The sequence below is a fragment of the Prochlorococcus sp. MIT 1342 genome, from assembly GCF_047304495.1.
GTDB classification, from domain to species: Bacteria; Cyanobacteriota; Cyanobacteriia; order PCC-6307; family Cyanobiaceae; genus Prochlorococcus; species Prochlorococcus marinus_D.
The window spans coordinates 412,815-435,534 of record NZ_CP138957.1; the positions used below are offsets into that span (position 1 = coordinate 412,815).

The following is a 22,720-nucleotide window of genomic DNA, read 5'->3' on the forward strand; positions in this document are numbered from 1 at the left end:
AAAGGGCTTAGGCGCTTAGGAGAGCCCGTTTGGGACCGTGGATCGGATCTTCTACAACGATTGTTTGATCACGGTTGGCACCTAGGGAGACGATGGCAATCGGCACTTCCATCAGGTCGGCGAGGAAGCGCAGATAGTCCATCGCTGTGGTTGGTAGGTCTTCAAGACGGCGGCAGTCTGCAGTGGAGCATTGCCAGCCTGGCAGGGTCTCGAAGATTGGATGACAGCGGGCAAAGTCTTCTGCGCTGCTAGGGAAGTGTTCAATTCGTTCACCATTGAGTTCGTAGGCCACGCACACTCGGATTTCGTCGAGCTCATCAAGCACATCGAGTTTGGTAATCGCCAGGCAATCCAGGCCATTCACTGCTACTGCGTAACGACCAATGACTCCATCGAACCAGCCGCAGCGTCTGCGGCGACCTGTGGTGGTGCCGAATTCACCTCCCCGGTCACAGAGCTGTTCATTGATGCTTCCTTCCAGTTCTGTAGGAAAAGGACCTTCACCTACACGGGTGGTGTAAGCCTTGGCAACACCGATCACTCGATCGATCAGCGTGGGTCCGACTCCAGCTCCGATGCATGCACCGCCTGAGATTGGATTGGAGGAGGTGACATAGGGATAGGTGCCGTGATCAAGGTCTAAAAGGGTCCCTTGAGCTCCTTCAAAAAGAATGTTTTTGCGGCTGCGGGCAGCTTGATGAATGGTTTGAATACAGTCGACAACGTGTGGAGCAAGCCTTTTGCCATAGCCGAGGTATTCCTCGATGACCTGCTCTGAGTCAAGTGGTGCTACTCCATAAATTTGTTCGAGTAGACGATTCTTTTCTTGCAGAGGGCCACGCAGTCGTTCTCGTAGTCGTTGGCTATCTAAAAGATCAAGTACGCGAATGCCGTTGCGTTGGGATTTATCGGCATAGGTGGGACCGATGCCCCGTCCAGTAGTGCCGATACGTTGATCGCCACGTTGTTGCTCCATCGCCTCATCCAAGAGGCGGTGATACGGCATCGTTACGTGGGCAGTCGACGCCAGTTGAAGACCTGAGATATCAATTCTGTTCTCAAGAAGCATGTCTAGCTCCTTGAGCATCACTTTGGGATCGATGACTGTGCCAGAGCCGATGAGGCAGATTGTTTCTGGGTAAAGGATTCCTGAGGGAATGAGGTGCAGTTTGAGCACCTGGTCATCCACAACGATTGTGTGGCCGGCATTGACGCCACCTTGATAGCGGACGACAACATCAGCTGAACGGCTTAGGAGATCGGTGATCTTGCCTTTTCCTTCGTCACCCCACTGCGCACCGATGACGACAACATTGGCCAAGGACACTGCGGCCCGAAGCCGCCGTTATTCACAAACGGGGATCTTCCCAGATATCCCTGCCTTAAGTCAAACAGTGATTACCTAGCAGTTGATTTATCTGCCTCTTAATACAGTTTGTTCTGCCTTGGCAAGTTCTTTAGTGATCCGATTTTGAAGTTCTTCCGGTAGGGGGCGGTTGGCGAAGTTGTTGTAATGACCAGCTAGGGAATTGAGGGCTGTCTGCATGGTGGTGAAGGACTGCAGGTTATTCACCTTGGAGCGAGGCCGATATCGGGCGATGTAGTTGTAGCTGAGGTCACGAGCCTCCTCTTGCGCTGCTGAAAAGCCTTCGTCGTCCGAGGACAGGGCGATTGCGTCTTGCAGGTTGTGAGCCACGTTGACTGTGTCGTCTACATAGTTTCCGGACAATTGGATCTCGGCTGCATTGGCGCTTCCGTTGGCAGTGAGCATCAGGCAAAGGATAAGGCAGATTGCCAATCCTGCCCGCATCAATTGCTTGGCCATGTGATGCAAGGCAGTAGTCATCCGGTTCATTCCATTCCCAAGAATTTTAAATGGCTGGTCAGACCCTTGTGTTTTGGTTCGCTGCTATCTCTTTAACCAGTGCTGTAAAGGCCTGTTTTGCAGAAAGTATTTGAACCTTGCGGCTGGATCTTTGAATCAGTTCCACCTGCCCCTTGGCGGCATCTCTGCCAACCACGACTCGCCAAGGGATACCTATCAGGTCAGCATCTTTGAATTTCACGCCGGCGCGTTCAGTCCTGTCATCAAGTAGCGCTTCGATATCAGCTGCTTGTAGTTCGCTGTAAAGCTTTTCGGCCAGCTTTTGCTGAACCTCATCCTGGATGTTGGCTACCACGATGATGACCTCAAATGGGGCTATAGCCAGAGGCCAATTCATGCCAGCTTCGTCATGGTGTTGTTCCACAGCGGCCTGGGCCAGTCTGGAAATCCCGATGCCGTAACACCCCATCCAGAAAGGCTCCTGAGTGCCCTGGTCATTGGTGAAACAGGCCTCTAGGGCTTCTGAGTACTTGCGACCTAATTGGAAAATGTGTCCTACCTCAATGCCTCTTCTCTCCTCTAGAATCTGGCTGGAGTCATGGATACAGCGATCGCCAGCCTGCGATTTGCGTAGATCGACGCTTTTGGGCACTCCCCCGAGTTTTGACCAGGTCATGCCAGTTCGATGCTGATTGTTTTGATTGGCACCGCAGACAAAACAGTTCAGCTCAGTAGCTGTCGGGTCAGCTAGGCGTAGGAAATGTTTTGTCCAGCTTGTGGCTCCGCTTAACAGGGCATCGTCTAGGTCAGGCCCTATCGCCCCAAAGGGCCAGGCTTCAAGCTTTTGCGCAGTGATTTGATCGGCGCTGATGGGGGCCACATCGAGCACCCCCTTGTTTAGTTCCCTGCTTAGGGCGTTGATCAGCTTTACCTCATTGAGTTGCTGGTCTCCTCGGATGCTTACAAGGACTGGTTGAAGTTCACCATCTTCGATGCGGGCCAGCATGACCAGCACCTTCACCACTTGAGACGGAACAAGGCCCTGGGCGGTACACAGTGTCTCGATCGTTCTCTGTTCGGGTGTATCAAGCAAGGCAACTTTTGAAGCAGGCAGGGGGATGGCTTTTGGTGGATGAGAGACGGCCTTTTCTTGGTTGGCGGCGTAGAGGCCATCACCACTGATCAGGATCAGGTCTTCGCCAGCATCCGCTGTGACCATAAATTCTTGAGACGAGGCTCCGCCGATGGCTCCGCTGTCGGCTTCCACGGCGACGGTTTCGAGTCCGCAACGGGAGAAGATTCGTTGATAGGCCTCATCCATGGCTCTGTAGGTCCTGGCGAGGTCTGCTTCGCAGGAATGGAAGGAATAGGCGTCCTTCATGATGAATTCGCGGCCGCGCATCAGGCCAAAACGTGGGCGGATCTCATCGCGGAATTTGCTTTGGATCTGATAGAGCGTTACAGGAAGCTGTCGATATGAGCGCAGCAGGTCTCCGGCAAGACTTGTGATCACCTCTTCATGGGTGGGGCCGAGTCCGAGTTCTCGTCCTTGGCGGTCTTCAAGGTGGAACATCAGGCCTTCACCGGCCGTGTACCCCTGCCATCGGCCACTAAGCCGCCAGAGCTCTGCAGGCTGCAATTGAGGTAACAAGGTCTCCAGAGCACCAGTGGCATCCATTTCCTCCTGCACAATCGCTGTGATTTTGCGCAGGACCCGCCACATCAGTGGTAGGTAGGCATAAATGCCTGAAGTCACACGACGGATATATCCCCCTCTGAGCAGCAATTGATGGGAGGCGATTTCCGCGTCAGCCGGTATGTCGCGCAACGTCACCAGCATCAGGCGGGAGACGCGCATGAATCGGACCTCAGTGGATGGGGGAAGCTACCATCCACTGTCCAAAAAAGCCGATCACGAAACTGTCTCAAGGCGCCGAATCGACCTGTACGAGATGAGTCTCACCTGCTAATGTCTCGCAACATCAAGAAGCGGTTAGTCGATCTCATGTCTGATGGCTCGGTCAATTCTGATTCTCCTCTGCCCAGCCCTTCTTCAGATTTGAGCAAAGATATTAATGCTGTGATGGCTCAATCTGATGCGCTTGTTGGGATCGATGACGTTCAGAAGTCTTTGAATCGTTCAAGGGCTTCGGTGTATCGCTACACAAATACAGATCCACGCAACCTCAATCCTTCGTTTAATCCTCGCAAGCTCAATCCTGAGTATCGAAGCGATCAGAAAGATCCCCTTCTTTTTCATCCAAATGAAGTCGCCCGTTTCGCAAAGGATGTTTTAAGGATCAAAGAAGTCACTGTTGAGGTTCTTAATTCCCCCTCAACAGCAACGCAACAGGTTCTTGGATCAATCCTTGAGGAGCTGCGTGCGATTAGGTCACAGCTTGATGGATTGAATGATGCACCGTCAGATTTGGCCGCCCATCGAGAGCGGCAGGATCGTCCTGCTGCATAACGTCTCTTTCGGTGACAGAATATTTTGTAGCGGTTTCCGGCAATGGCTTGCCCAGACCCTGAAATCGCCCCGATGAAGGTGGCTGATGCTATCCCCTACACCGGGTCGTTCTAAACCACCCCTGCATGGATCCTGACCCAGCCTCAGTTTCAAGCCCCTCGTCTAAGGGTGAGGAGCCGTCCAGATCACATCATGATTCTGGTCTCATTGGACCAGATCCTGAAGATCCTTTCAGTTTGAGTGCGCCTTCGATTGCGTTGCTGGGTTTGACTATTGCCATCGCAACCGTTGGAGTACCCCTCGCGGCAGTTTTGACAGATCGCTCTGCGGGGAGGGAAAGCATGGTTCCCACAGCCTTGGAGAAAGATGGATCTAAGCTCTCTACTCCCATCTCCTTCACCCGGGTTGGTCAACCTGTTGGTGGAGATTCCGGCGGGAAGCCGGAACAAGTACGAATATTTCGATGAGGCTGGTGTGATGGCCCTCGATAGGGTTCTTCATTCCTCGGTTCGCTACCCGTTTGATTACGGCTTCATCCCCAACACCCTTGCTGAAGATGGTGCACCTCTTGATGCAATGGTGATCATGGAGGAACCCACATTTGCTGGCTGTCTGATTAGGGCACGACCAATCGGGGTGCTTGATATGCACGATTCCGGGGCTTATGACGGCAAGTTGTTGTGTGTTCCCGTTGCTGATCCCCGTCAACGGTCGATCAGCAGCATTCGGCAGATTTCAGCCAGTCAACTGGAGGATGTGGCTGAATTCTTCCGCACTTACAAAAATCTTGAGGGGCGAGTTGTTGATATCGGTGGCTGGAGAGATTCAGAAGCTGTTGAGCCTCTGTTGGAGACCTGCGCCAAAGCTGCGCAGGTTAAGCTGAAAAAGTAACTATGAACCCTAATCGCTTGATTGAACGAGTTCATTCTTTGCTGGCCAGTTAAATCATGCTCAACTCAATAAGGATTTATAGCTATTCGCGCTGTGCTACTTGTCGGAAGGCCTTGGCTTGGCTGCAGGAGCATCAAATTGTGCATGATCTTTTCGACATCGTTGAGACACCTCCTAGTCGAGAGATGCTTAGTGGCGCCAGTAAGCAGTTAGCAAGCCGCAAACTTCTCTTCAACACAAGTGGTGTAAGTTATCGCGCGCTTGGCGCGGATGCAGTCAAGGCCATGAGCGATGACGAGGCGCTCGATGCACTTGCCTCCGATGGCAAGTTGATTAAACGTCCTTTCTTGATCACTGAAAATGGCAGTGTATTGGTGGGCTTTAAGCCGGATGCCTGGGCTGAGGCGTTGCTGCCTTGAAGAGTAAACCCTTAGAAATAGGAGTATATTTCGGCAAAAATAAATGTTGTTTTGATGCGATGAATTTTTTGTAGGGCTGCTAAAGGGAAAATGACAAAAACAGATCGCGAACGATGGGCGTGCGATTATTGCTATTCGTAATTTGTAAAAGCCAGTAATCAATAGCCTGAAGGATGATTCGTATATTGTTTTTTCCTGGGGGATTGACTGCCATGGCGATAGCAGGTGTATGACGAGCCATGAGTCATCCCTGTGCGCGAATATAATGGCCTTGCCTAAGTATTTATCTACTTTATCTGCAAGCTGATGGCAGCCTGTAAAGGATAGGGCTTGTTGTCTATTCATACTGGTGGAAGGAGAAGGTTTGTATTGGATATTTTCTAGATAAAGCAGCAAGTTTTTTCAAAGAAGTTCAATTAAGTGGATCCGGATCAGGCCCAAAAAGTCAAGAGATTAAAGTCGCTGAGGGCTCGCTATGCAATATTAAATGCGGAGGCAATTTTAATCTTTGTCGCCGTTTATCTTGTCGCTATTTTGTTTTCTTTTGTTTACGTATTTCAGGCTCTCGCTGTCTTTGGATTTCTTCTAATGGTAGCTTGCATGATATCTTATAGTGTTATTTTATTGCTAGATTCTTGCTTTTAGCTTGTCGCTTTCGCCTCGCTGAAGTTAAGACCATCGAGCTCACTGATCAATTCATTAACCCCACCTTGTTCTCTGAGCTGGCGGAAGCTGGAGCGCTTGAACTCTTCAAGGAAGGCCACCATTAGTTCTTGACTACGTTCGAGAACGGGGCCCTGCTCGAGGGTGCGAGCGAGCTCTTCCCAGAAGCGATCAATCGTATCGACTCCTAGTTGCTCTAGCACCATATCTTTGCGGCCAAGTTGGTCGCCGGCATTGCGAGAGAGCTGCAGAAATGTATCGATCATTCCGGCTGCGAGTTGCCGGCTTAGTTCGGATTCGGCCTTTTCAATGACGGCAAGCCCTTTGAGTGGAGCGGGCACGATCACGCCATCCATACTTCGCTGCAAGGCGTGACTAAAGAGTGCCAAAAGTTGGGGGCGCATGCTTGGCCCTACCTCACTGAGGATTAGCGGTAGCCAGAGCCGAAGCAATTCGGCTAGTTCACGTTCTTCGTTCTTGTCCACTGATTGATGACTACAAAGACTGCGGATTCGTTGCGGCAGATGTGGTGAGCGAATGATTTCTTGCATCGCATCCACGATGCGTAAGGTGAGAACTTCAAACAGCTCCAGGGCTAATAGGGCTACGACGCCCCTGCTGATGACAGCGCGCAAAGGTTCCAGCTGAATGAGCCCAGCGCTGGATAGGCGCTCGGTAACGGGCACTACCCGCAAGAGTCTCCAGAATGGCAGCAGTAGAGGCAGGTCGATCCAGCGTCGCAGCAGGGCCTCTCGCCAGCTAATGCCGGGGAAGCGACGCTTCAGGCGCATAGCCCTTAGCAGGATGTCGAGGAGAAAGAGAAGTTGGAAGGGAGTGTCGAGGCGCCAGGCATTGTCAACAGGCTGCCCGTTTTCGTTGATCGATCGCCAATAGTTGGTGGCGATCAGGGGAAGAATCTTCTCGGTCCAGAACAGTCTTTCTTGCTGCCAATCGAGGTTGTTGAGGTATTTGTTTCCCAAGAGATGGGCGGCTGCCTGCTTGGAGGAATCCATCCCAGCCCTTGCACGCAATAGGCTTTTTAGTTTTTCAAGGGTCCCGACGTTGCCAGAGCTGACGAACGGATTCTCATCGATCAGTTGAGTCGTGAGCTCGACTTGATTAAGGCGTAGTTGTTGTGAAGCAGGACTATTGATTCCTTGCTTTGCTGCGGTTTGATCGAGTTGGCTGAAACGTTTGATATAAATCTGGGTATCTCTATGCGGTTTGATGCCTTTAACAACGTCATAGAAAGGCGTCACGTTCGGCACCCATGGCAACGGCACCATCAACGATGTCGAGGGCAGGAGATAGAGATTGCGGTGTAACCAGAAATTGCGTAGCGGAATATAGGTAACGTCGAAGAGGATCCAACTCAAGTTGGTGGCAGCGATTAGCGCCAAAACCTGATCCCAGCGCCGCCAGAACTTACGCGAGGGGGAGGGTTTCAACCCTTGCCAGCGGGGACGCACCATGGGCTGAGGTTGCTTTGATCACGCTAAGGGGCCGGACAGGCTGGCCTTATCGTTAAGCATCGAATTCATAACAGGGCTGAGTTGTCTGACGCGCAGCAGCAGGACCATCCCACAAACGATAAGGCGTCTGCTCCCCGGGGAGCATCAACCTCTAAACCTCATCCATTTTGGGATTTCTGGGGACCAGTCTTCTTCACTTTGGGCCTGTATTTCGGCATTCGTCATTACGTCGCTGAGGCGAGATACATTCCCTCTGAATCGATGATTCCAGGGCTGCAAGTCCAGGATCGTTTGCTGGTTGAGAAAGTCAGCCTTCGCAGTCGATCTCCACGTCGAGGCGAGATTGTGGTTTTCAATACTCCTTCTTCTTTTAATTTAAAATTAATTAAGCAGCTCGTGAGGCGTCGTTTGCGTGATGGTGAGATCGCAATTCCTTGCTTGCTAGTCAACCTTCCCTTTATGAACTGGATTGGACTAAATAATCCTAGCTGTGATGCCTATATCAAGCGTGTTGTGGCTGTGGGTGGAGATCAGTTTTCCATTAATCTAAGAGGAGAAGTGAGCGTGAATGGAAAGAAGATTGAGGAGCCCTATGTGACTAACTATTGCCCTATTGCAATGCAGGGAAGGGGTTCATGTAAAGCATTTATCGCGACTGTTCCTAGGGATCATGTCTTGGTGTTAGGTGACAATCGAAGCAGTAGCTCTGATGGACGAATTTGGGGATTTCTGCCTGAGAAAGAGATCCTAGGGCGTGCCTTATGGCGTTTTTGGCCTCTTGATCGTTTCGGCTCACTTATTCCCTGAGTCCACATGCCACGACACGGCCTTGCAGTTGACAGCCCTGCCAGGGTTGATTAGCGGCTTTGGGGGCATCATCACTGTGCCGATCTTGGATCCAGAGCTGATCAGGGTCGAACATCAGCCAGCGCCGGCTGCCAACGGTCAAGCGTTCTTCGGGCAGGTTGAGCATTTTTGACGGTCCAAAACTCAGAGCATGCCAAAGCTGCTCTAAAGACCAACCAGCTTTGACCACAAGCTCTTGCCAAAGCGCAGGCAGCACGAGTTGATGGCCTGCTAGGCCAGGCTCAAGCTGATTGGGAGGCAGTTGGGTATCTTCCTCATCCAGGGGTATGGCATGGACAGCTACGGCCGTGAGGGTGCCATTGGCGAGGGCCTTGATCAAGGCGGCTCGATCTCTAGGACTGCCAAGAGATGGGCTGACCCTCCATCCAAGCTCTGTGGGATCAAGTTTGCTTTGGTCAGTCACCAGATGCCACCAGCACACGCTGGCCATAGGCCGGGAGGGACAGGACTCCAAGATGGCGACTCCAGGGGCAGTGGCCAGGTTCATCAGTCTTAGGGAACGTTCAGGGTGCTGCCGATGAAGTTCGAGAAGTTGTCCCAGGGGGAGGGTTTCGCTGGCGAAGGGGTCAGGTGCCCAGCCCGCTCGTAGTGTTTCAACGCCTTCGCGCACCATCCCGCCACCTTGAATTTTTTCATCTCTGGGGGCGATTAACACAGGGGCCGACCCCATTTCGCCTAGCACCAGTCCTCGCTGTAGGAGAGCGATCGGCAGGATTAGATCATCGTTTGCCAGTCCTACGGCTCCGTGTTGCACTAAATCCGCGTGGGGGGATAGTTCGCTGGCGGCACCATCTCTGCTAAAGCTGCCCCACAAGTGAATGCCGACATCGCTATTTGGATTTAAAAATCCCTGCAATCTTTCGGGGCGATCACGCCAGGAGGAACTGCGGGGTAGCAGAGCTAGTTGGCCATAACCGGCAGCAGCAGCTGCATGTCTCAGGCTTGCAAGGGTTTCGCAATGACCACTGATTGGATCTTCAAGGATGGAATGGGGGTCTACAAGACAGGGGGCGAGTAGTTGTTGGCTGGCTGATTGGGGGGGCAGCCCCAGCTGTTGAGCCTGTATACGTGCCTTCGCTCCAAAGGCGATCAGATGGTTGTCTCTGATCAGCACAGCATCTTCAACGACAGGTTGATCCGACCCGTGCAGGATCCTTATGGGGTCTAGAAGTTGTGCCTCGGGCATCACGTTAGAGCGCCCCAGCAGCTGTGCGGTCGAGCACACCACCGAGGTGAGAGGTGAGGTTGAGAGAGGTCACCACTGCAGGTTGGCCGGGATCTGTAGCGATGTCGACCACCGTGACACCTCCATTCCCTTGTTTGACTGCCCAGATATCAGACGGGGTCATTCCGAGTAGATGGCAGAGAATCGTTTTGTTGACAGCGTCATGAGCCACCACGAGCGCTGTTGCTTCTGGAGCCAGGCTGTTGGCGATCTTGTTCCAGCAGGCCACTGAACGCTTCCATACATCCTGGATGGTTTCGCCTTCGGGCATCTGCACCGTCTGCGGAGCTTGTTTCCAGGCGTCTAGCAGTTCAGGCCAGCCGGCTTCAATGTCTGATTCCAGCTTCCCTTCCCAAAGGCCATGGCCGATTTCCACCAGCCCCTGGGTGACTTCGAGTTGGACATCTGGATGGTGCTTGAGGATGGCTTCCGCCGTTTGTCTTGGTCGTGTCATCGAACTGCTGTAGGCCTGATCGATCAACACATCGCTTAGGAATGCACCGGCTGAGGCGGCTTGCGCGAAGCCATTTTTATTCAGCGGGATGTCGATTTGGCCTTGGAACCGGCCTTGTTGGTTCCAGTCGGTTTCACCATGGCGCACAAGGATCAGTCTCGGACCGTTCCCTTTACTGGGTAGTTGCTGATGCAAGTGAACGGTGCTGTTGAGGCATTCGACTTGTGCTTGATGGGATTGCTCTGAGAGGGGTATCAGGTTGAACACCGAGAGTGAGGCGTTATCGAGGCGCAGTCGTCGCAAGCCTTGGTCTGGCTCACCAAGGAGAACAAGGATTAAGCAGCGCAGGATGCAATTGTGCGAAACAACCAGAACTGTTTCGTCACCCTCCAGTGGGTGACGTTGAATGAGTTTCCTTAGGAATTCACGAGCCTGTTCCATCAGCTCGCTAATGGGTTTATAGGGATTGCCGTCTTCTCGCTTGAGAACCAATTCCTGTGGTTGTTGCTTCCAGGTGCGATAGGCATCTGGGAACGTGCGCTTTACCTCATCGCTGCAGAGACCACTCCATGGAGCTAGGTCGATTTCCAGTAACCCATCATCGAAGCAAGGCCTGAGATCACTGCCTTTGCTTGCTAGTAGGTTTGTTGTTGTGGATGCGGCACGCTTCAGAGGGGAGCTGTAAACAGCATTGATTTGGATTTCTTTCAGGGCTTGTCCAGTTTGACGGGCCTGTTCTTGGCCTTGCGAGGTGAGCGTGGAAAGATCACTGCGACCCTGAATCCGTCGCTCGCGGTTGAAGCTGCTCAGCCCATGACGGACGAGGAGAAGACGCAGGGGCACCGGCAAAGATGTTTTGACGCGGCCATCGTATGGGGCCCCCTGCCAGCGCAGTATGGGATGGTCGTCGGCGATGCCCTTGAGGGAGTGTTGAACAGCTGTCAGCGCGCTGTGCTGCGGCCAGCGAGAATCAGCTTCAATTGATGCCTGGTCGTTGAGCTTTGATCCCCTGTTCAGCCTGATCAGGCGATACACCCGTGAGCCGCTTTGGAAAGTCGGACTGGCTTTCGTATCACTGATGTTTGCGGTTTTGATTTGGTTTGTGGGGTTGCAAGACAGCTTCAGCAGGCCGTCAGTGACCCCAACCATCTCCATGCAGCAACAGGAGATGGCTTTGCTTGCTGATCAGGCCGTCCCTGCAGCCATTAGGCCTCTGCTGGTGGGTGAGGATCCAACATTGGCTTTGCAAGAAGCTCTCGGTGAGATCCCTCTCAGTCAGATGAATGACCGCCAGAGGCTGTTGCTCGCCGGACTCCAATCTTCAGGGGCAGAACGTCGTGAGCTCCTGGCTGCTTCAGTGCAGTCACCGTTACTGATCCCTCTAGAGCAGGCGCTACTGGCTAGTACGCAAGAAGGGGGCTTGTCACTTGCTGATCGTGAGGCGCTTGGCTCATTAAGCGGGGACCCTTTGCTTCAGCAGGTTGGTTGCTTTGCTCTTGGCGGGGATCGCGATGACTGCGTGAATCCCCGTGTCGCATCGAGCATGGCTTTGCGGCTGGTCTTGAGCGTGGTGTTACCGGCGGCGGCTCTACTTGCCGGTACTGCGCTTTTGTTGCGTCATCTGTGGATGTTGTTGCGCAAGTCTGTTGCTCCCTGGCCACCGCTTCAGGCCTTACCACTTTCCTTAACGGACATGGTGCTCCTGATTGCCTGTGGATTTGTGGTCTTGGGTGAGGTGATTGCTCCCGCTTTCGTGGCTCCGCTGAGTGCCTTGATGACGAGGGGGATGGACAGCCCCTTGAGCAAAGCGTTGACAGTGGTGATTGGCTACGGCGCTTTGGCACTACCGCCATTGTTGATTCTGCGTCAGCAGCTGCGCAGTCTGCAGGCAACTGATCGGCCCGTTGATGGATGGTTGCAGTGGCGTCTGCAGCCTTGGGGTTCAGCGTTACTGAAGGCAGGTCGAGGCTGGTTGATGGTGATGCCGTTGGTTCTCTTGACTGGATGGCTGATGGGATTGCTGTTGGGGGATCAAGGGGGAAGTAACCCCTTATTGGAACTGGTACTGCGCAGCAAGGATCCATTGGCCTTGATGTTGCTAGCCACCACCGCTGTGATTCTGGCGCCTCTCTTTGAGGAGTTGGTTTTTCGTGGTGCGCTTCTGCCTGTATTGGCGAAATCTTTTGGTCCGCTATGGGGTGTGATAACTAGCGCATTGGTGTTTGGTGTGGCTCACCTGAGTGTTGGTGAATTACCACCGCTGTTTGTGTTGGGCTTGGGACTCGGTCTATTAAGGCTTAGTTCAGGTCGTCTTTTGCCTTGCGTGCTGATGCATGCCCTCTGGAATGGGGTTACTTTCATCAATCTTTTGCTGCTTGGCGGATAACTGAACTCTTCAATCAGCATGTGATTGTCAGCGACTTAGCCTTGCGGAGGCTTATTGAGGGTGGTTCACTGATTTATTAGAGTGGATTATTAGGTGGTTGCCGCACTTCAACAGCGTTCGGTAACGGCTAACCGTGCTGTTTCTCGGGCACGTTCTGTCCGCACACTTGAGCTGATCCAGGGATCCTTGTCTTCAAGGAAGGTGGCTCGCCAGTCGCCAGTCCTGGCAGGACTGCATCGGGCTGCTGATGGTGCATTGATCGGTGTTTTGGTTGCTGCGGCATTGATGTCCGCTCTCACGCTGCATTGGCAGCATCGTTGGACGATGGCTTTCAACAGGCTGGAGACCACTCGCTCATTGGCTCATCGTCTTACGGAGTCAACCGCGATGATTGAGCGTCACTTGTTGGTTGAAACCAGGTTGCCTCAGTCGATGGTTCCCACAAAGGTTGCCAACCTTCTTTACCTCGATCGCTCTGCGAATCCGTCTGGTGTTGTTGTTTCTGGAGAGTCGCAACTGCTTAGCCAATTGATGGGCCAACCCATTAATCACGGCTACTGATGCCTGCCTCAAAGGCTCGTCGCTCACGAAGCTCCAGGAGGCGTGCCCAGGACGTGATTGCGTTGGAATCAGTTCCTGCTCATCGGATGCGATGGGTGTTTTCCATCCTCTGCGTTGGGCTGATTGGACTTGTGGGCCGGATGGCTTGGCTGCAGGTTCTGCAAGCACCGGAACTGGAAGCCCGTGCAAGGGCTTTGCAGACCCAGCGAACCCAACCGATTGGGACACGGCGTTCAATTGTGGACCGCAATGGACGGCTGGTGGCTCTCGATGAGGAACGCTTTCGGCTTTGGGCTCATCCTCGTTATTTTAATTTCCCCGGGGATGATCCCGGTTTGATTCGTAAGCCACTGGATGTTGCTCGCAAGCTCTCCGGGGTGTTGGCGATTCCTGTTGCCGAATTGGTACAGCGATTTGGCGACCGTCCTTCTGGTGTGAAGCTTGCTGAGGGATTGGATCAGGACATCGTCAATGAAATCCGCAACCTTGGTATCAGTGGTTTAGATCTTGAGGCTTATCCACAGCGGCTCTATCCGCAGGGCTCTCTGTTTGCCAACGTGGTGGGTTTTCTTAATTTGGATCGCGTCCCACAGGCGGGATTGGAGCAAAGTCGCCACGAGGATTTGTTGCGTCATGAACAGGTTCGCAGCATGCGCCGAGGAGCGGATGGCACCCCCCTTCCTGACGATCTGGCTCCGGGAGTGTTTTATGGCGATCATCTAAGCCTGCAGCTCACTTTGGATGCTCGTTTGCAGGAGCTGGCGGGGCAGGCACTTGTGGCTCAGGTCAAAGAGTGGAAGGCAAAGAAGGGAGTGGCCATCGTGATTGATGTCACCAATGGAGAGTTGCTGGCGCTGGCGTCCACACCCACATATGACCCAAACAAGTATTGGAAATATTCGCCCTCTCTCTTTCGCGAGTGGTCCGTTCAGGACCTTTATGAACCTGGTTCTACCTTCAAGCCGATCAACCTTGCCCTTGCTCTTCAGGAAGGTGTGATTGAGCCGGGGGGAATGGTGAATGACAACGGATCACTGAAGATCGGTGGATGGCCAATCTCCAACCATGATCGTAAGAGCCATGGGGTGATCGACTACGCCAAGGTGCTGCAGGTTTCTAGCAACGTCGGCATGGTGAAGATCATGCGTCAGCTCAAACCCTCGCTGTACTGGGATTGGTTGCGACGGCTAGGACTTGATGTCAAGCCCGATACCGATCTGCCGGGGGCTATTGCAGGTCAGTTAAAGACGAAGGAGCAATTCGTGGCTCAGCCAATTGAGCCGGCCACGGCGGCATTTGGACAGGGACTGTCGCTCACGCCACTGAAGCTGGCTCAGTTGCATGCCTTGATTGCCAATGGTGGCCGACTGGTGAGTCCCCACATCACCAGGGGATTGCGGGCGGGAGAAGCGTTGGCTCCACGCGCCGCCGCAACAACTGGACATCAACTACTGCGCCCAGATGTCACCAGGATTGTCCGGGACTGGATGGAATCGGTTGTAGAGACAGGGAGTGGGGAAGGGGCGAAAACACCTGGTTATCGCATTGGTGGCAAGACCGGCACTGCTCAGAAAGCACTGAATGGGGTTTATTTGCCAGGAGCAAAGATTTGCAGCTTTGTTGCCCATCTGCCGGTTGACAATCCTCGCTATGTGGTGGTCGTTGTGGTGGATGAACCCCAGGGAGGCAATGCTTATGGGTCCACGGTGGCGGTGCCTGTGGCGAAGCAGATCATTGATGCGTTGCTGGTGCTTGAAAAAATCCCACCTAGCACTGAGCAGAACCATTCTCAGCCGGCCAAAGGCTAAGTCTTGGCAAATCTTCGATGGTGAGTTCTGAACCTGGGCTGTCAGCAAAAAAAACGCCGCTAGCTTAAAGATCTTGCGAGACGTTCTGCTTCATGGCCACACTCCTTAAGCAGCTTTCCACCATGACCGTGGTCGTGGCGGATACCGGTGATTTGGACGCGATTAGAAAGTTCACCCCCAGGGATGCCACGACCAACCCTTCATTGATCCTTGCGGCGGCTCAGATTCCTGCTTATCAGAGTTTGATCGATGAGGCTCTTCACTCCTCCCGTCAGTTATTGGGCAACTCTGCAGCTGTGGAGGAGGTGGTCCATGAGGCTCTCGATGAGATTTGTGTAATCTTTGGAAAGGAAATTCTCAAGATTGTTCCTGGCCGTGTTTCCACTGAAGTGGATGCTCGCCTCAGTTTCAATACTGAAGCCACAATCGCTAAGGCTCACAAACTCATTGGCCTATATAACGACGCTGGCATTACTAATGATCGCGTTTTGATCAAGATAGCTTCTACTTGGGAGGGTATAAAAGCGGCTGAGGTTTTGGAGAAGGATGGAATTCATTGCAACTTAACTCTGCTATTTGGCTTTTCTCAGGCTGTCGCTTGTGCAGAAGCAGGAGTCACTTTGATCTCTCCTTTTGTTGGGCGAATCCTTGATTGGTACAAAGCGACTACTGGTCGGGATTCTTATGCAGGTCCAGAAGATCCTGGTGTGATCTCGGTGACCAAGATCTTTAATTACTTCAAAACCTATGGTTATAAGACTGAGATCATGGGTGCGAGTTTCCGCAATCTTGACGAAATTATTGAATTGGCTGGATGTGATTTGTTGACCATCTCACCAAAGCTTTTGGATCAGCTGGGTGGTACAGAGGCTCCGCTGATGCGTAAGTTGGATGCGGTCAATCCTGTCTCTGCAGAGTCTCAGGTCCATGTCGATAAGGAGAGTTTTGAGTCAATGATGAGGGCTGATCGCATGGCTTTTGAGAAGTTGGATGAAGGGATTCGCGGCTTTAGCAAGGCGATTGAAACTCTTGAGGCTCAGTTGGCGCATCGATTAGCTGTTTTGGAGGGAGGAGCGGCCTTCTGCCATGTTGTTCAGGAGATTTTCATGCTCAATGATCTCGATGGTGATGGTTGTATTACTAGAGAAGAATGGCTCGGTAGTGATGCGGTATTTGATGCCTTAGATCATGACCATGATGGCCGACTTCTTCAAGAAGATGTTCGTTCCGGGCTGGGTGCTGCTTTGGCACTAACAACAGCTTGAAGTCTTGCTTAATAAGTTAATAAGGTGATGAGTATTTGTCATCATTCCTTATAATGTTGAAAAATACTCTGCTTTGCCTGAGTTGAAGCTGGAGAGTTTTTTTCTGCCATCTATAAAGGACTAATGCTCTGAATCCCAAGATCGGTAGCGTTTGATCAGAGCATGAGAGAGATCAGGATTGGCAATCTTGCCAATCCAACTGGCATGCGTGCAAAGATACTCTCTCGCTAAAAAGTTATTTTCTAAATAGGCTTCTGCTTTCTCTGCTCTTGGCGACCTATCTGATCACAGGAACGAATCGCGGCATTGGCTATGAATATTGTCGTCAGCTTCATGCTCGTGGTGACGTGGTTGTGGCTGCATGCCGTAAGCCTTCGCAGCAATTGGAAGGCTTAGGCGTGCGTATTGAGGCCGGAGTCGAGATCACTTCAGATGGATCGATTGCGCGCTTGAAGCAACGGCTTCGCAGCTTGCCGATCGATGTGCTGATCCACAATGCCGGCATTTTGGAAAGCACAACTTTGAAAGATTTTGATCCCGAGAGCCTTCGTCGTCAGTTCGAGGTCAACGCCATTGGGCCATTACGTGTCACACATGCTCTTATGGATCATCTACTTCCTGGCGCAAAAGTCATTTTGATGACTAGCCGCATGGGCTCGATCGATGACAACAGTTCCGGCGGTTCTTATGGCTACAGGATGTCGAAGGTGGCTTTGTGTATGGCAGGAAAGTCATTAGCTATCGACCTTAAATCTCAAGGCATTGCTGTGGCGCTTCTTCATCCAGGGCTTGTGCGTACTCGCATGACAGGATTCACTGATCAAGGCATTACTCCAGAAGAATCGGTTGATGGCTTGTTGGCCCGTATTGACAATCTCAATTTGGAAAACTCAGGAACTTTTTGGCATGCCAATGGGGAGATTCTTCCTTGGTAAAAATTGGTTTGGTGAAGTAGTGATTGACGTTGCTTTTGGCCTGTAATTTTGCGTTCTTCGTAATCACTCGAGAGCGCTTCACTGCTCACGCTGAAATTTATTCTAAATTAGAAATGCTTGAATGCTAGTTATCGAACTTCGTTCGGCTAATCTTTATCCTTTGAGGTAATTAACGTTGTAATAGCAACCGTTTCATCACGCGCTGGGCAATGTCGCCATATCCCATCTCTCCAGAAAGGATCTGAGCAATCCGTTGTGGAGCTGTTGGCCTTTTGATCCCAAGCTGATATCCCACCTTGGGGAATCGATAAAACACCTGAGCAATCCTCTTGCCCCAGGCCATGGAGTCTCCCCACCGTTGTCGCATGGTTTGGCTGTAATCAGCCAGGTTGTTGGTATCACCGTTCAACCAATGATTCAGGCAGCGGGCTGCTTCATATCCACTCATCAACGCTGGGCGCAGACCTTCTGCCAGGAACGGATCGCATAGTGATGCCGCATCTCCCACGGCGACGACACCATCGCCATGCAGTGCTTGATGGCCGTTCCATACCCGTAAAGATGCTTCTTGTCGTTTGCCTGCTTGCGGGTCAAATCCCAGGTTCGGTAGCAGTTGTTCCAAGACGGCATCACTATCGGCGGCATTGCGGCCGATGAACGTACCTACGCCTACATTCACGCCTCCTGCCAAGGGGAAAGCCCAGGCAAAACCATGATGAACCAGCCCAAATTCAAATCGGGCTGAACCAGTTTTGAGGTTGCCTCGACCCTCCAGGCGCACAGACATGGTGCTCGCGTGATGCAGGGTTTTTGGTCCCAATCCCAAGGCTGCAGGCCAAGCTGACTGGGAGCCATTCGCTAGTACGACCGCTCTTGCTTCAAGTTGTCTGCCGTCATCGGCTGTGACTTGCCATCGTTCTTTTTGTCTTTGCAAGCTTTTGACCGTAAAGGGCCGGAGCAGTTCGGCGCCTGCATCAATCGCCTGGCTTGTTAGGAGGGCATCAAGCTTTTCTCGCCGCACAATCCAAAACGGGGCGGAATCTTGCAGGTCGGCCACGACGGGATCACTGAGCTGCCAGCTGAACTCAACCCTTTCAATGACTTCATCAACGACCGATTGCAAATCAAATGGAAACCACTCCTGCACTGCAGCTGCCATGCCTCCGCCACAGGGTTTGATCGTTTGGTGTGCATTCTGTTCGAGCACTGTGACGCTTTGGCCAGCTGCAGCCAGATGGAAAGCTGCCGCAGATCCAGCGGCGCCTGCTCCGATGACCAGCACATCGCGAGTGCTCAAACCTTGAGAATGTCGGCTTCTTTTTCGGCGAGGTATTTTTCGATTTCAGTGATGAATGTGTCGGTGAGTTTTTGTATCCCATCCTGTTCATCATGGCTCTGATCTTTAGAGAGCTCAGCATCTTTTTCTAGCTTTTTCACTTTATCAATTGCATCGCGACGGATGTTGCGCAGGGCTACTTTGCCTTCTTCTGCATATTTTGCTGCCAGCTTGCAGAACTCTTTGCGGCGCTCTTCAGTTAGCGGCGGCACATTGATGCGAATGATCTTGCCGTCATTGTTGGGTGTCAAGCCCAAATCACTAGTGGCAATGGCTTTTTCAATCAGGCCCATTGATCCATTGTCAAAGGGCTGTATGGCAATCGTCTGTGAATCAGGGGTGGATATTGTTGCTAGAGATTTCAGGGGCGTTTCTGTGCCGTAATACTCAACGTTGATTCGATCAAGTAGTGACGGGTTGGCGCGTCCAGTACGGATGGTGGCGAAGTTGCGCTGTGTGGCCTCCACTGATTTGTGCATGTTGTCTTTGAGTTCCTGGTTCGACATGGCTTCAGAGAGGCGAAGGCTGGGTGAAGGGATGAGTTGGGATGGCCTGTTTAGGTTGCATTGCTGATACGGGAGCCGATTGCTTCGCCAGCCACTGCTTTGCCGATGTTGCCAGGTTCAAAGAGGTCAAATACAACGATCGGGATATTGTTGTCTTTGCATAGGGCAATGGCAGTGCTGTCCATCACCGCCAGCTCGCCGCTTAGCACTTGCTGGAAGGTGAGTGACTCGTAGCGTTTTGCATCAGGGAAGCGTTTGGGATCACGGTCATAAACCCCATCCACCTTCGTGGCTTTGAACACCACATCAGCGTTGATTTCCGCAGCCCGAAGTGAGGCTGTGGTGTCAGTTGTGAAGAATGGATTACCGCAGCCTCCACCAAACACAACCACTCGGCCTTTCTCTAGATGACGAATGGCTCGCCGACGGATGTAAGGCTCCGCCACCTCTTGCATTTCGATTGCAGTTTGTACTCGGGTTGGTACCCCCGCTCGCTCTAAGCCGTCCTGCAATGTGATGGCATTCATCACTGTGGCCAACATGCCGACGTAGTCGGCCGTGGCCCGATCCATGCCCGCGGCAGAACCCTTTAGACCTCGAAAAATGTTGCCACCGCCCACCACGATCGCCAATTGGGTGCCCTTGGCCACCACTTTGGCTACATCCTCTGCGATGGATTGAACAATTGCTGGATCGATGCCATAACTCTGATCGCCCATCAGCGCTTCGCCGCTGAGTTTTAGAAGGACTCGCGCGTAGGCCATTCATCGTCCAGATCCCGAAGAGAGTAGCAAGCCTTCTCCGAATCGTCCTTGAGCTGGATGGTCTGAAGGGTTGTCGATTCTCAGATTCGCTTGGATGAAGTCATCATTCCTGATCGATGCGAGAGAACGTGCTTTGTCGCAGCGATGTGATGGCCCGTCTGAGCTGTTGAGCGCTTGAAGGCATCAGACAGGATCCTTCTTGTTGGAGCGAGCTCATTGTGCATAGAGCTTTGCTGTTGAACGGTCTGACGGTTTTTGTTGCTACAGATCAGCTATTGGATGTGCATTTAGAGGTGAGATGATTGATTGCTTCAAAACTCAATGCCTGCTTGTGCTTTGACGCCTTGTTCCTTGAAGGGGTGGTGCACCAAGGTCATTTCTGTGACCAGATCTGCCCGTTCAATGAGCTCCTTTGGTGCGCCCCGGCCAGTGAGTGCTACGTGGGTTAGGGGTGGCCTTTCCGTGATCCCCCCTAGTACTTCTTCTACCTTGAGATATCCCAGTTTCATTGCCACATTGACCTCATCAAGCACTACAAGTTTGTGGGTGTTGCTGTGGAGGTAAATCAGAGCCTGTTGCCAGGCTTTTGATACCAATTGCTGATCTCTTTCCCGGTCTTGGGTTGTCCAGGTGAAGCCCTCTCCAAACGCATGCCAGCTCAATGCGTCACCAAAAACTTTTAACGCTTTTGCTTCGCCTGGCTGCCAACTCCCTTTAATGAATTGCACGACTGCAACATGCTCACCATGGCCAAGGGTGCGTAAGGCTAGCCCTAGCGCTGCTGTGGTTTTGCCTTTGCCATGTCCTGTGAACACAAGGATTAGGCCTTTCTCTTTGTCTCGTTCTCCTACACGTTGACGCTGAATGTCTTGTCGGCGCTGCATGCGTTTGCGGTAGCTCTGTTGGTCGGTTTCGGGGGCTAAATGCCCGCCTATGCCGAGAACTTCTGCGCTGTGATCGAGTTCGGTTGAAGAGGGCGAATGCGGAGCTGGCGGGTTGGTCATCAAAGTGTTGGCAAGGTCTTGAGCATGCTTTGAGTTGGGCTGCTTATGGAAGGCGGGCTGTGATTCGTTGTAGTGCTCGGCCTGCTAATAGTTCTTGCTCAATAGTGCTGTAACCCATCTCCCGAAGTTGCTTGGGCAAGTCTGCTTGAAGCATTTTGAGAGCGGTTTCAGTTTCGAACAGGGCACAAAACAACTGTTGGGGCAGTTTGAGGCAGGGGCCTGCTGGATGGAGGTCTATCAGCACTAGCCAACCCCCCGGTTGCAATAGGCGCATGCAGGCTTTGAGCACTTGTTGTCGTTCTTCTGAGCTGAATTCGTGCAAGGCCAGGCTGATTTGGATGGCCGCAAATTGGCTGGTGTTCAGCGGTGGCTTTTCTGCCATGCCCTCGATGCATTGTAGTTGGGGGGTTCGTTCAGCTGCGAGTGCCAGTGCCTTTGGTGAAAGATCTAAACCTGTTACAGCGAAACCAGCCTCGATCCATGGTGCTGCTGTCTCGCCAGACCCACAGCAAAGATCCAAAACTGGTGCTCCTTTAGAAATCTTGTCTTGAAGAGCAGTCAGCCCTAAGGACCTCAACCGCTTTACACCCCCTACGCTGAGCCCCGAAATGGTTGTCACTAGGTCATAAAACCAGCGATGCTCGTAGGCAAAGGTTCTTAGTGGTGAGGTCATGGGCTGAGCTGTCTAGCTAGGGCTGCATCTACCGCTTGTTGTTGGTCACGTCGGGTGATCCAGTGGTGATAGGTGCGGGTATGAATAGCCACTGAATGGCCCATCATTCTTGCTGCAACTGTGTCTGGAAGGCCGATGTGGATTGTGCGTACCGCCCAGGCATGCCGCAGGTTGTAGGGGGTGAGGGGCAGTTGATAGCGCCGGAATTGTTCCGACACTCTTCTCCCCACCTGTTGGAGTGTGGTGTGACGCAGATCGACATTCACCGGCGGCAGGGCCTGGGCATTGTTTGCTAGTTGTCCAAGTTCAAAATGCTCGACCCAGTCTGGATGAAACGGCCAAACCTGATGCTCGCCGGTTTTTGTGTTTGGTAGGACCCGCAGCACCTGATCTTCCCCCTTCGCTAAAGCAGCAAGGTCGCAGAAGAACACCTCGTGATTGCGCAGGCCGTAAGTGGCCATCAGTCCATAGGCAAGTCGCCATCCTGGGTTGGGGATGCGCTCCACCGCCTCGATGATCTGCTTGTCGCTGGGTAGTTGACGAAAGCGCGCCTGATGTAGTCCATATCCATCCGCTTCTGCTCGCCAATCTTCCGGCAGTGCCATTTCCAGGTGGCGTGCCAATGCAGCTAGGGCCGTGGCGCATTGCTGTCGGCTTCGGCTGCCATCTGCATAACTGGCCAGAGTGTCTTTTAAAAGGTCAGAATTAAAACAGCTCTGCTTGTTAACAGCTAGGGCTTTGAGTCGTCGTAAGTAAGGAAGGTAAGCGGACGTCCATGTGCTGCGGCTACCGGCCGGTGACCGTCGGCGATATGGATCAGTAAAGAATGCTTCTTCAAAGCTGACCAAAGCTTCTCTAAGCCCTGTCGTTATCTGTTCAGGTTGTTTCCGTGTTGATTTGGTCGTCCACTGAGACCAGTCGAATTGTTTGCGTTGCAGTTGGTAGTGCACAAGTTGCACAATTCGCTCAGCCTCTTTCAATCCTTTTTGTTCTGCCAAAAGCTGCAAACTGATTCGTTGAGTTTTGATCAATCCAGTTCCATTCCGGCAGGGCAGTGCTCCGCGTAAATTGAGCCACTGGCCTCGCTGTTCAATTCTCAGGTTGATGCCGCTGTCAGCCAGGGCACGGTTGATGTTGATTAGCTCGTTGCTCAGCTCCATGGCCTTGTAGGGATGGTGCCACCTTGGCGTTGATGG

Annotated in this window: 23 protein-coding genes; 9 read left to right on the forward strand and 14 right to left on the reverse strand. The window is 52.5% G+C overall.

Annotated features, from left to right (window positions below; genetic code table 11):
• Positions 1 to 7: 7 nt before the first annotated feature.
• The 3 genes from SIB79_RS02165 to SIB79_RS02175 all read right to left on the reverse strand — a co-directional run bounded on the left by SIB79_RS02165 (position 8) and on the right by SIB79_RS02175 (position 3,683).
• On the reverse strand, positions 8 to 1,327 hold the full coding sequence (locus SIB79_RS02165) for an adenylosuccinate synthase (protein WP_196757616.1): 1,320 nt from the start codon (positions 1,325 to 1,327) through the stop codon (positions 8 to 10).
• A gap of 87 nt (positions 1,328 to 1,414) precedes the next feature.
• Positions 1,415 to 1,846 (reverse strand): photosystem II protein Psb27, encoded by a 432-nt coding sequence (psb27, locus tag SIB79_RS02170; protein WP_063403819.1) that lies wholly within the window; start codon positions 1,844 to 1,846, stop codon positions 1,415 to 1,417.
• 37 nt (positions 1,847 to 1,883) lie between these two features.
• Positions 1,884 to 3,683: a proline--tRNA ligase gene (locus SIB79_RS02175; RefSeq protein ID WP_063403720.1), complete on the reverse strand. Its 1,800-nt coding sequence runs from the start codon at positions 3,681 to 3,683 to the stop codon at positions 1,884 to 1,886.
• A gap of 147 nt (positions 3,684 to 3,830) precedes the next feature.
• On the opposite strand from SIB79_RS02175, the gene SIB79_RS02180 reads away from it, so the two are divergent.
• On the forward strand, positions 3,831 to 4,295 hold the full coding sequence (locus SIB79_RS02180; RefSeq protein WP_011825410.1) for a hypothetical protein: 465 nt from the start codon (positions 3,831 to 3,833) through the stop codon (positions 4,293 to 4,295).
• A gap of 190 nt (positions 4,296 to 4,485) precedes the next feature.
• On the opposite strand, the gene SIB79_RS02185 is transcribed toward SIB79_RS02180, so the two are convergent.
• Complete coding sequence (locus SIB79_RS02185) at positions 4,486 to 4,638, reverse strand: hypothetical protein (RefSeq protein WP_196757618.1); 153 nt, start codon at positions 4,636 to 4,638, stop codon at positions 4,486 to 4,488.
• Positions 4,639 to 4,661: 23 nt separating this feature from the next.
• Here SIB79_RS02185 and SIB79_RS02190 point away from each other — a divergent pair, with 23 nt between their 5' ends.
• Both SIB79_RS02190 and SIB79_RS02195 read left to right on the forward strand, forming a co-directional pair.
• Positions 4,662 to 5,186, forward strand: a complete 525-nt coding sequence (locus SIB79_RS02190; protein WP_011130626.1) for an inorganic diphosphatase — start codon at positions 4,662 to 4,664, stop codon at positions 5,184 to 5,186.
• A 56-nt stretch (positions 5,187 to 5,242) separates the two neighbouring features.
• A complete protein-coding gene (locus tag SIB79_RS02195; protein ID WP_063403721.1) occupies positions 5,243 to 5,605 on the forward strand; it encodes an arsenate reductase family protein in 363 nt (120 codons plus the stop codon).
• A 79-nt stretch (positions 5,606 to 5,684) separates the two neighbouring features.
• Here the strand turns inward: SIB79_RS02195 and SIB79_RS02200 are convergent, their stop codons facing one another.
• Both SIB79_RS02200 and SIB79_RS02205 read right to left on the reverse strand, forming a co-directional pair.
• Positions 5,685 to 5,846 (reverse strand): hypothetical protein, encoded by a 162-nt coding sequence (locus SIB79_RS02200; RefSeq protein ID WP_413681129.1) that lies wholly within the window; start codon positions 5,844 to 5,846, stop codon positions 5,685 to 5,687.
• 400 nt (positions 5,847 to 6,246) lie between these two features.
• The gene (locus SIB79_RS02205) at positions 6,247 to 7,740 is read right to left on the reverse strand and encodes a hypothetical protein (protein WP_063403723.1); all 1,494 of its coding nucleotides are present in this window, start codon (positions 7,738 to 7,740) and stop codon (positions 6,247 to 6,249) included.
• Between the two features lie 81 nt (positions 7,741 to 7,821).
• Here SIB79_RS02205 and lepB point away from each other — a divergent pair, with 81 nt between their 5' ends.
• Positions 7,822 to 8,547 (forward strand): signal peptidase I, encoded by a 726-nt coding sequence (gene lepB, locus SIB79_RS02210; RefSeq protein ID WP_063403724.1) that lies wholly within the window; start codon positions 7,822 to 7,824, stop codon positions 8,545 to 8,547.
• Here the strand turns inward: lepB and SIB79_RS02215 are convergent.
• Together SIB79_RS02215 and SIB79_RS02220 are read right to left on the reverse strand one after the other, a co-directional pair.
• A complete protein-coding gene (locus SIB79_RS02215) occupies positions 8,537 to 9,793 on the reverse strand; it encodes a dihydroorotase (protein WP_063403820.1) in 1,257 nt (418 codons plus the stop codon). The genes lepB and SIB79_RS02215 overlap by 11 nt on opposite strands.
• A 4-nt stretch (positions 9,794 to 9,797) precedes the next feature.
• Positions 9,798 to 11,129: a histidine phosphatase family protein gene (locus SIB79_RS02220; RefSeq protein WP_063403821.1), complete on the reverse strand. Its 1,332-nt coding sequence runs from the start codon at positions 11,127 to 11,129 to the stop codon at positions 9,798 to 9,800.
• A 151-nt stretch (positions 11,130 to 11,280) separates the two neighbouring features.
• On the opposite strand from SIB79_RS02220, the gene SIB79_RS02225 reads away from it, so the two are divergent.
• The 5 genes from SIB79_RS02225 to SIB79_RS02245 all read left to right on the forward strand — a co-directional run bounded on the left by SIB79_RS02225 (position 11,281) and on the right by SIB79_RS02245 (position 17,241).
• Positions 11,281 to 12,672: a CPBP family intramembrane glutamic endopeptidase gene (locus tag SIB79_RS02225; RefSeq protein ID WP_328585522.1), complete on the forward strand. Its 1,392-nt coding sequence runs from the start codon at positions 11,281 to 11,283 to the stop codon at positions 12,670 to 12,672.
• A 93-nt stretch (positions 12,673 to 12,765) separates the two neighbouring features.
• Positions 12,766 to 13,233: a hypothetical protein gene (locus SIB79_RS02230; protein WP_063403725.1), complete on the forward strand. Its 468-nt coding sequence runs from the start codon at positions 12,766 to 12,768 to the stop codon at positions 13,231 to 13,233.
• On the forward strand, positions 13,233 to 15,041 hold the full coding sequence (locus tag SIB79_RS02235) for a peptidoglycan D,D-transpeptidase FtsI family protein (RefSeq protein ID WP_063403726.1): 1,809 nt from the start codon (positions 13,233 to 13,235) through the stop codon (positions 15,039 to 15,041). The genes SIB79_RS02230 and SIB79_RS02235 overlap by 1 nt, the downstream gene beginning before the upstream one ends.
• 92 nt (positions 15,042 to 15,133) lie before the next feature.
• Entirely contained in the window at positions 15,134 to 16,306 is a 1,173-nt protein-coding gene (locus SIB79_RS02240; protein ID WP_063403727.1) for a transaldolase, read from the forward strand.
• Between the two features lie 269 nt (positions 16,307 to 16,575).
• Positions 16,576 to 17,241, forward strand: a complete 666-nt coding sequence (locus SIB79_RS02245; protein ID WP_011130616.1) for an SDR family oxidoreductase — start codon at positions 16,576 to 16,578, stop codon at positions 17,239 to 17,241.
• A gap of 169 nt (positions 17,242 to 17,410) precedes the next feature.
• On the opposite strand, the gene SIB79_RS02250 is transcribed toward SIB79_RS02245, so the two are convergent.
• The 6 genes from SIB79_RS02250 to SIB79_RS02275 all read right to left on the reverse strand — a co-directional run bounded on the left by SIB79_RS02250 (position 17,411) and on the right by SIB79_RS02275 (position 22,684).
• Positions 17,411 to 18,538, reverse strand: coding sequence for an NAD(P)/FAD-dependent oxidoreductase (locus SIB79_RS02250; protein WP_063403728.1), 1,128 nt, complete (start codon positions 18,536 to 18,538; stop codon positions 17,411 to 17,413).
• Complete coding sequence (gene frr, locus SIB79_RS02255; protein WP_063400171.1) at positions 18,535 to 19,083, reverse strand: ribosome recycling factor; 549 nt, start codon at positions 19,081 to 19,083, stop codon at positions 18,535 to 18,537. The genes SIB79_RS02250 and frr overlap by 4 nt, the downstream gene beginning before the upstream one ends.
• Before the next feature lie 50 nt (positions 19,084 to 19,133).
• Complete coding sequence (gene pyrH, locus SIB79_RS02260; RefSeq protein ID WP_063400172.1) at positions 19,134 to 19,847, reverse strand: UMP kinase; 714 nt, start codon at positions 19,845 to 19,847, stop codon at positions 19,134 to 19,136.
• A gap of 311 nt (positions 19,848 to 20,158) precedes the next feature.
• Positions 20,159 to 20,851 carry a cob(I)yrinic acid a,c-diamide adenosyltransferase gene (gene cobO / locus SIB79_RS02265; RefSeq protein WP_011130612.1) on the reverse strand — a complete coding sequence of 231 codons (693 nt, stop codon included), beginning with the start codon at positions 20,849 to 20,851 and terminating at the stop codon, positions 20,159 to 20,161.
• Between the two features lie 43 nt (positions 20,852 to 20,894).
• On the reverse strand, positions 20,895 to 21,524 hold the full coding sequence (locus SIB79_RS02270) for a class I SAM-dependent methyltransferase (protein ID WP_063403729.1): 630 nt from the start codon (positions 21,522 to 21,524) through the stop codon (positions 20,895 to 20,897).
• Positions 21,521 to 22,684, reverse strand: coding sequence for a site-specific integrase (locus SIB79_RS02275; RefSeq protein WP_063403730.1), 1,164 nt, complete (start codon positions 22,682 to 22,684; stop codon positions 21,521 to 21,523). The genes SIB79_RS02270 and SIB79_RS02275 overlap by 4 nt, the downstream gene beginning before the upstream one ends.
• Between the last annotated feature and the right edge of the window lie 36 nt (positions 22,685 to 22,720).

Coding starts and splice junctions, on each gene's coding strand:
- SIB79_RS02190 (WP_011130626.1), top strand. CDS start 4,662: ATGGATCTAAGCTCTCTACTCCCATCTCCTTCACCCGGGTTGGTCAAC.
- SIB79_RS02205 (WP_063403723.1), bottom strand. CDS start 7,740: ATGGTGCGTCCCCGCTGGCAAGGGTTGAAACCCTCCCCCTCGCGTAAG.
- SIB79_RS02195 (WP_063403721.1), top strand. CDS start 5,243: ATGCTCAACTCAATAAGGATTTATAGCTATTCGCGCTGTGCTACTTGT.
- cobO (WP_011130612.1), bottom strand. CDS start 20,851: ATGACCAACCCGCCAGCTCCGCATTCGCCCTCTTCAACCGAACTCGAT.
- SIB79_RS02275 (WP_063403730.1), bottom strand. CDS start 22,684: ATGGAGCTGAGCAACGAGCTAATCAACATCAACCGTGCCCTGGCTGAC.
- SIB79_RS02240 (WP_063403727.1), top strand. CDS start 15,134: ATGGCCACACTCCTTAAGCAGCTTTCCACCATGACCGTGGTCGTGGCG.
- SIB79_RS02175 (WP_063403720.1), bottom strand. CDS start 3,683: ATGCGCGTCTCCCGCCTGATGCTGGTGACGTTGCGCGACATACCGGCT.
- SIB79_RS02215 (WP_063403820.1), bottom strand. CDS start 9,793: ATGCCCGAGGCACAACTTCTAGACCCCATAAGGATCCTGCACGGGTCG.
- pyrH (WP_063400172.1), bottom strand. CDS start 19,847: ATGGCCTACGCGCGAGTCCTTCTAAAACTCAGCGGCGAAGCGCTGATG.
- frr (WP_063400171.1), bottom strand. CDS start 19,083: ATGTCGAACCAGGAACTCAAAGACAACATGCACAAATCAGTGGAGGCC.
- SIB79_RS02270 (WP_063403729.1), bottom strand. CDS start 21,524: ATGACCTCACCACTAAGAACCTTTGCCTACGAGCATCGCTGGTTTTAT.
- SIB79_RS02185 (WP_196757618.1), bottom strand. CDS start 4,638: ATGCTTTCCCTCCCCGCAGAGCGATCTGTCAAAACTGCCGCGAGGGGT.
- SIB79_RS02180 (WP_011825410.1), top strand. CDS start 3,831: ATGTCTGATGGCTCGGTCAATTCTGATTCTCCTCTGCCCAGCCCTTCT.
- psb27 (WP_063403819.1), bottom strand. CDS start 1,846: ATGACTACTGCCTTGCATCACATGGCCAAGCAATTGATGCGGGCAGGA.
- SIB79_RS02235 (WP_063403726.1), top strand. CDS start 13,233: ATGCCTGCCTCAAAGGCTCGTCGCTCACGAAGCTCCAGGAGGCGTGCC.
- SIB79_RS02200 (WP_413681129.1), bottom strand. CDS start 5,846: ATGGCTCGTCATACACCTGCTATCGCCATGGCAGTCAATCCCCCAGGA.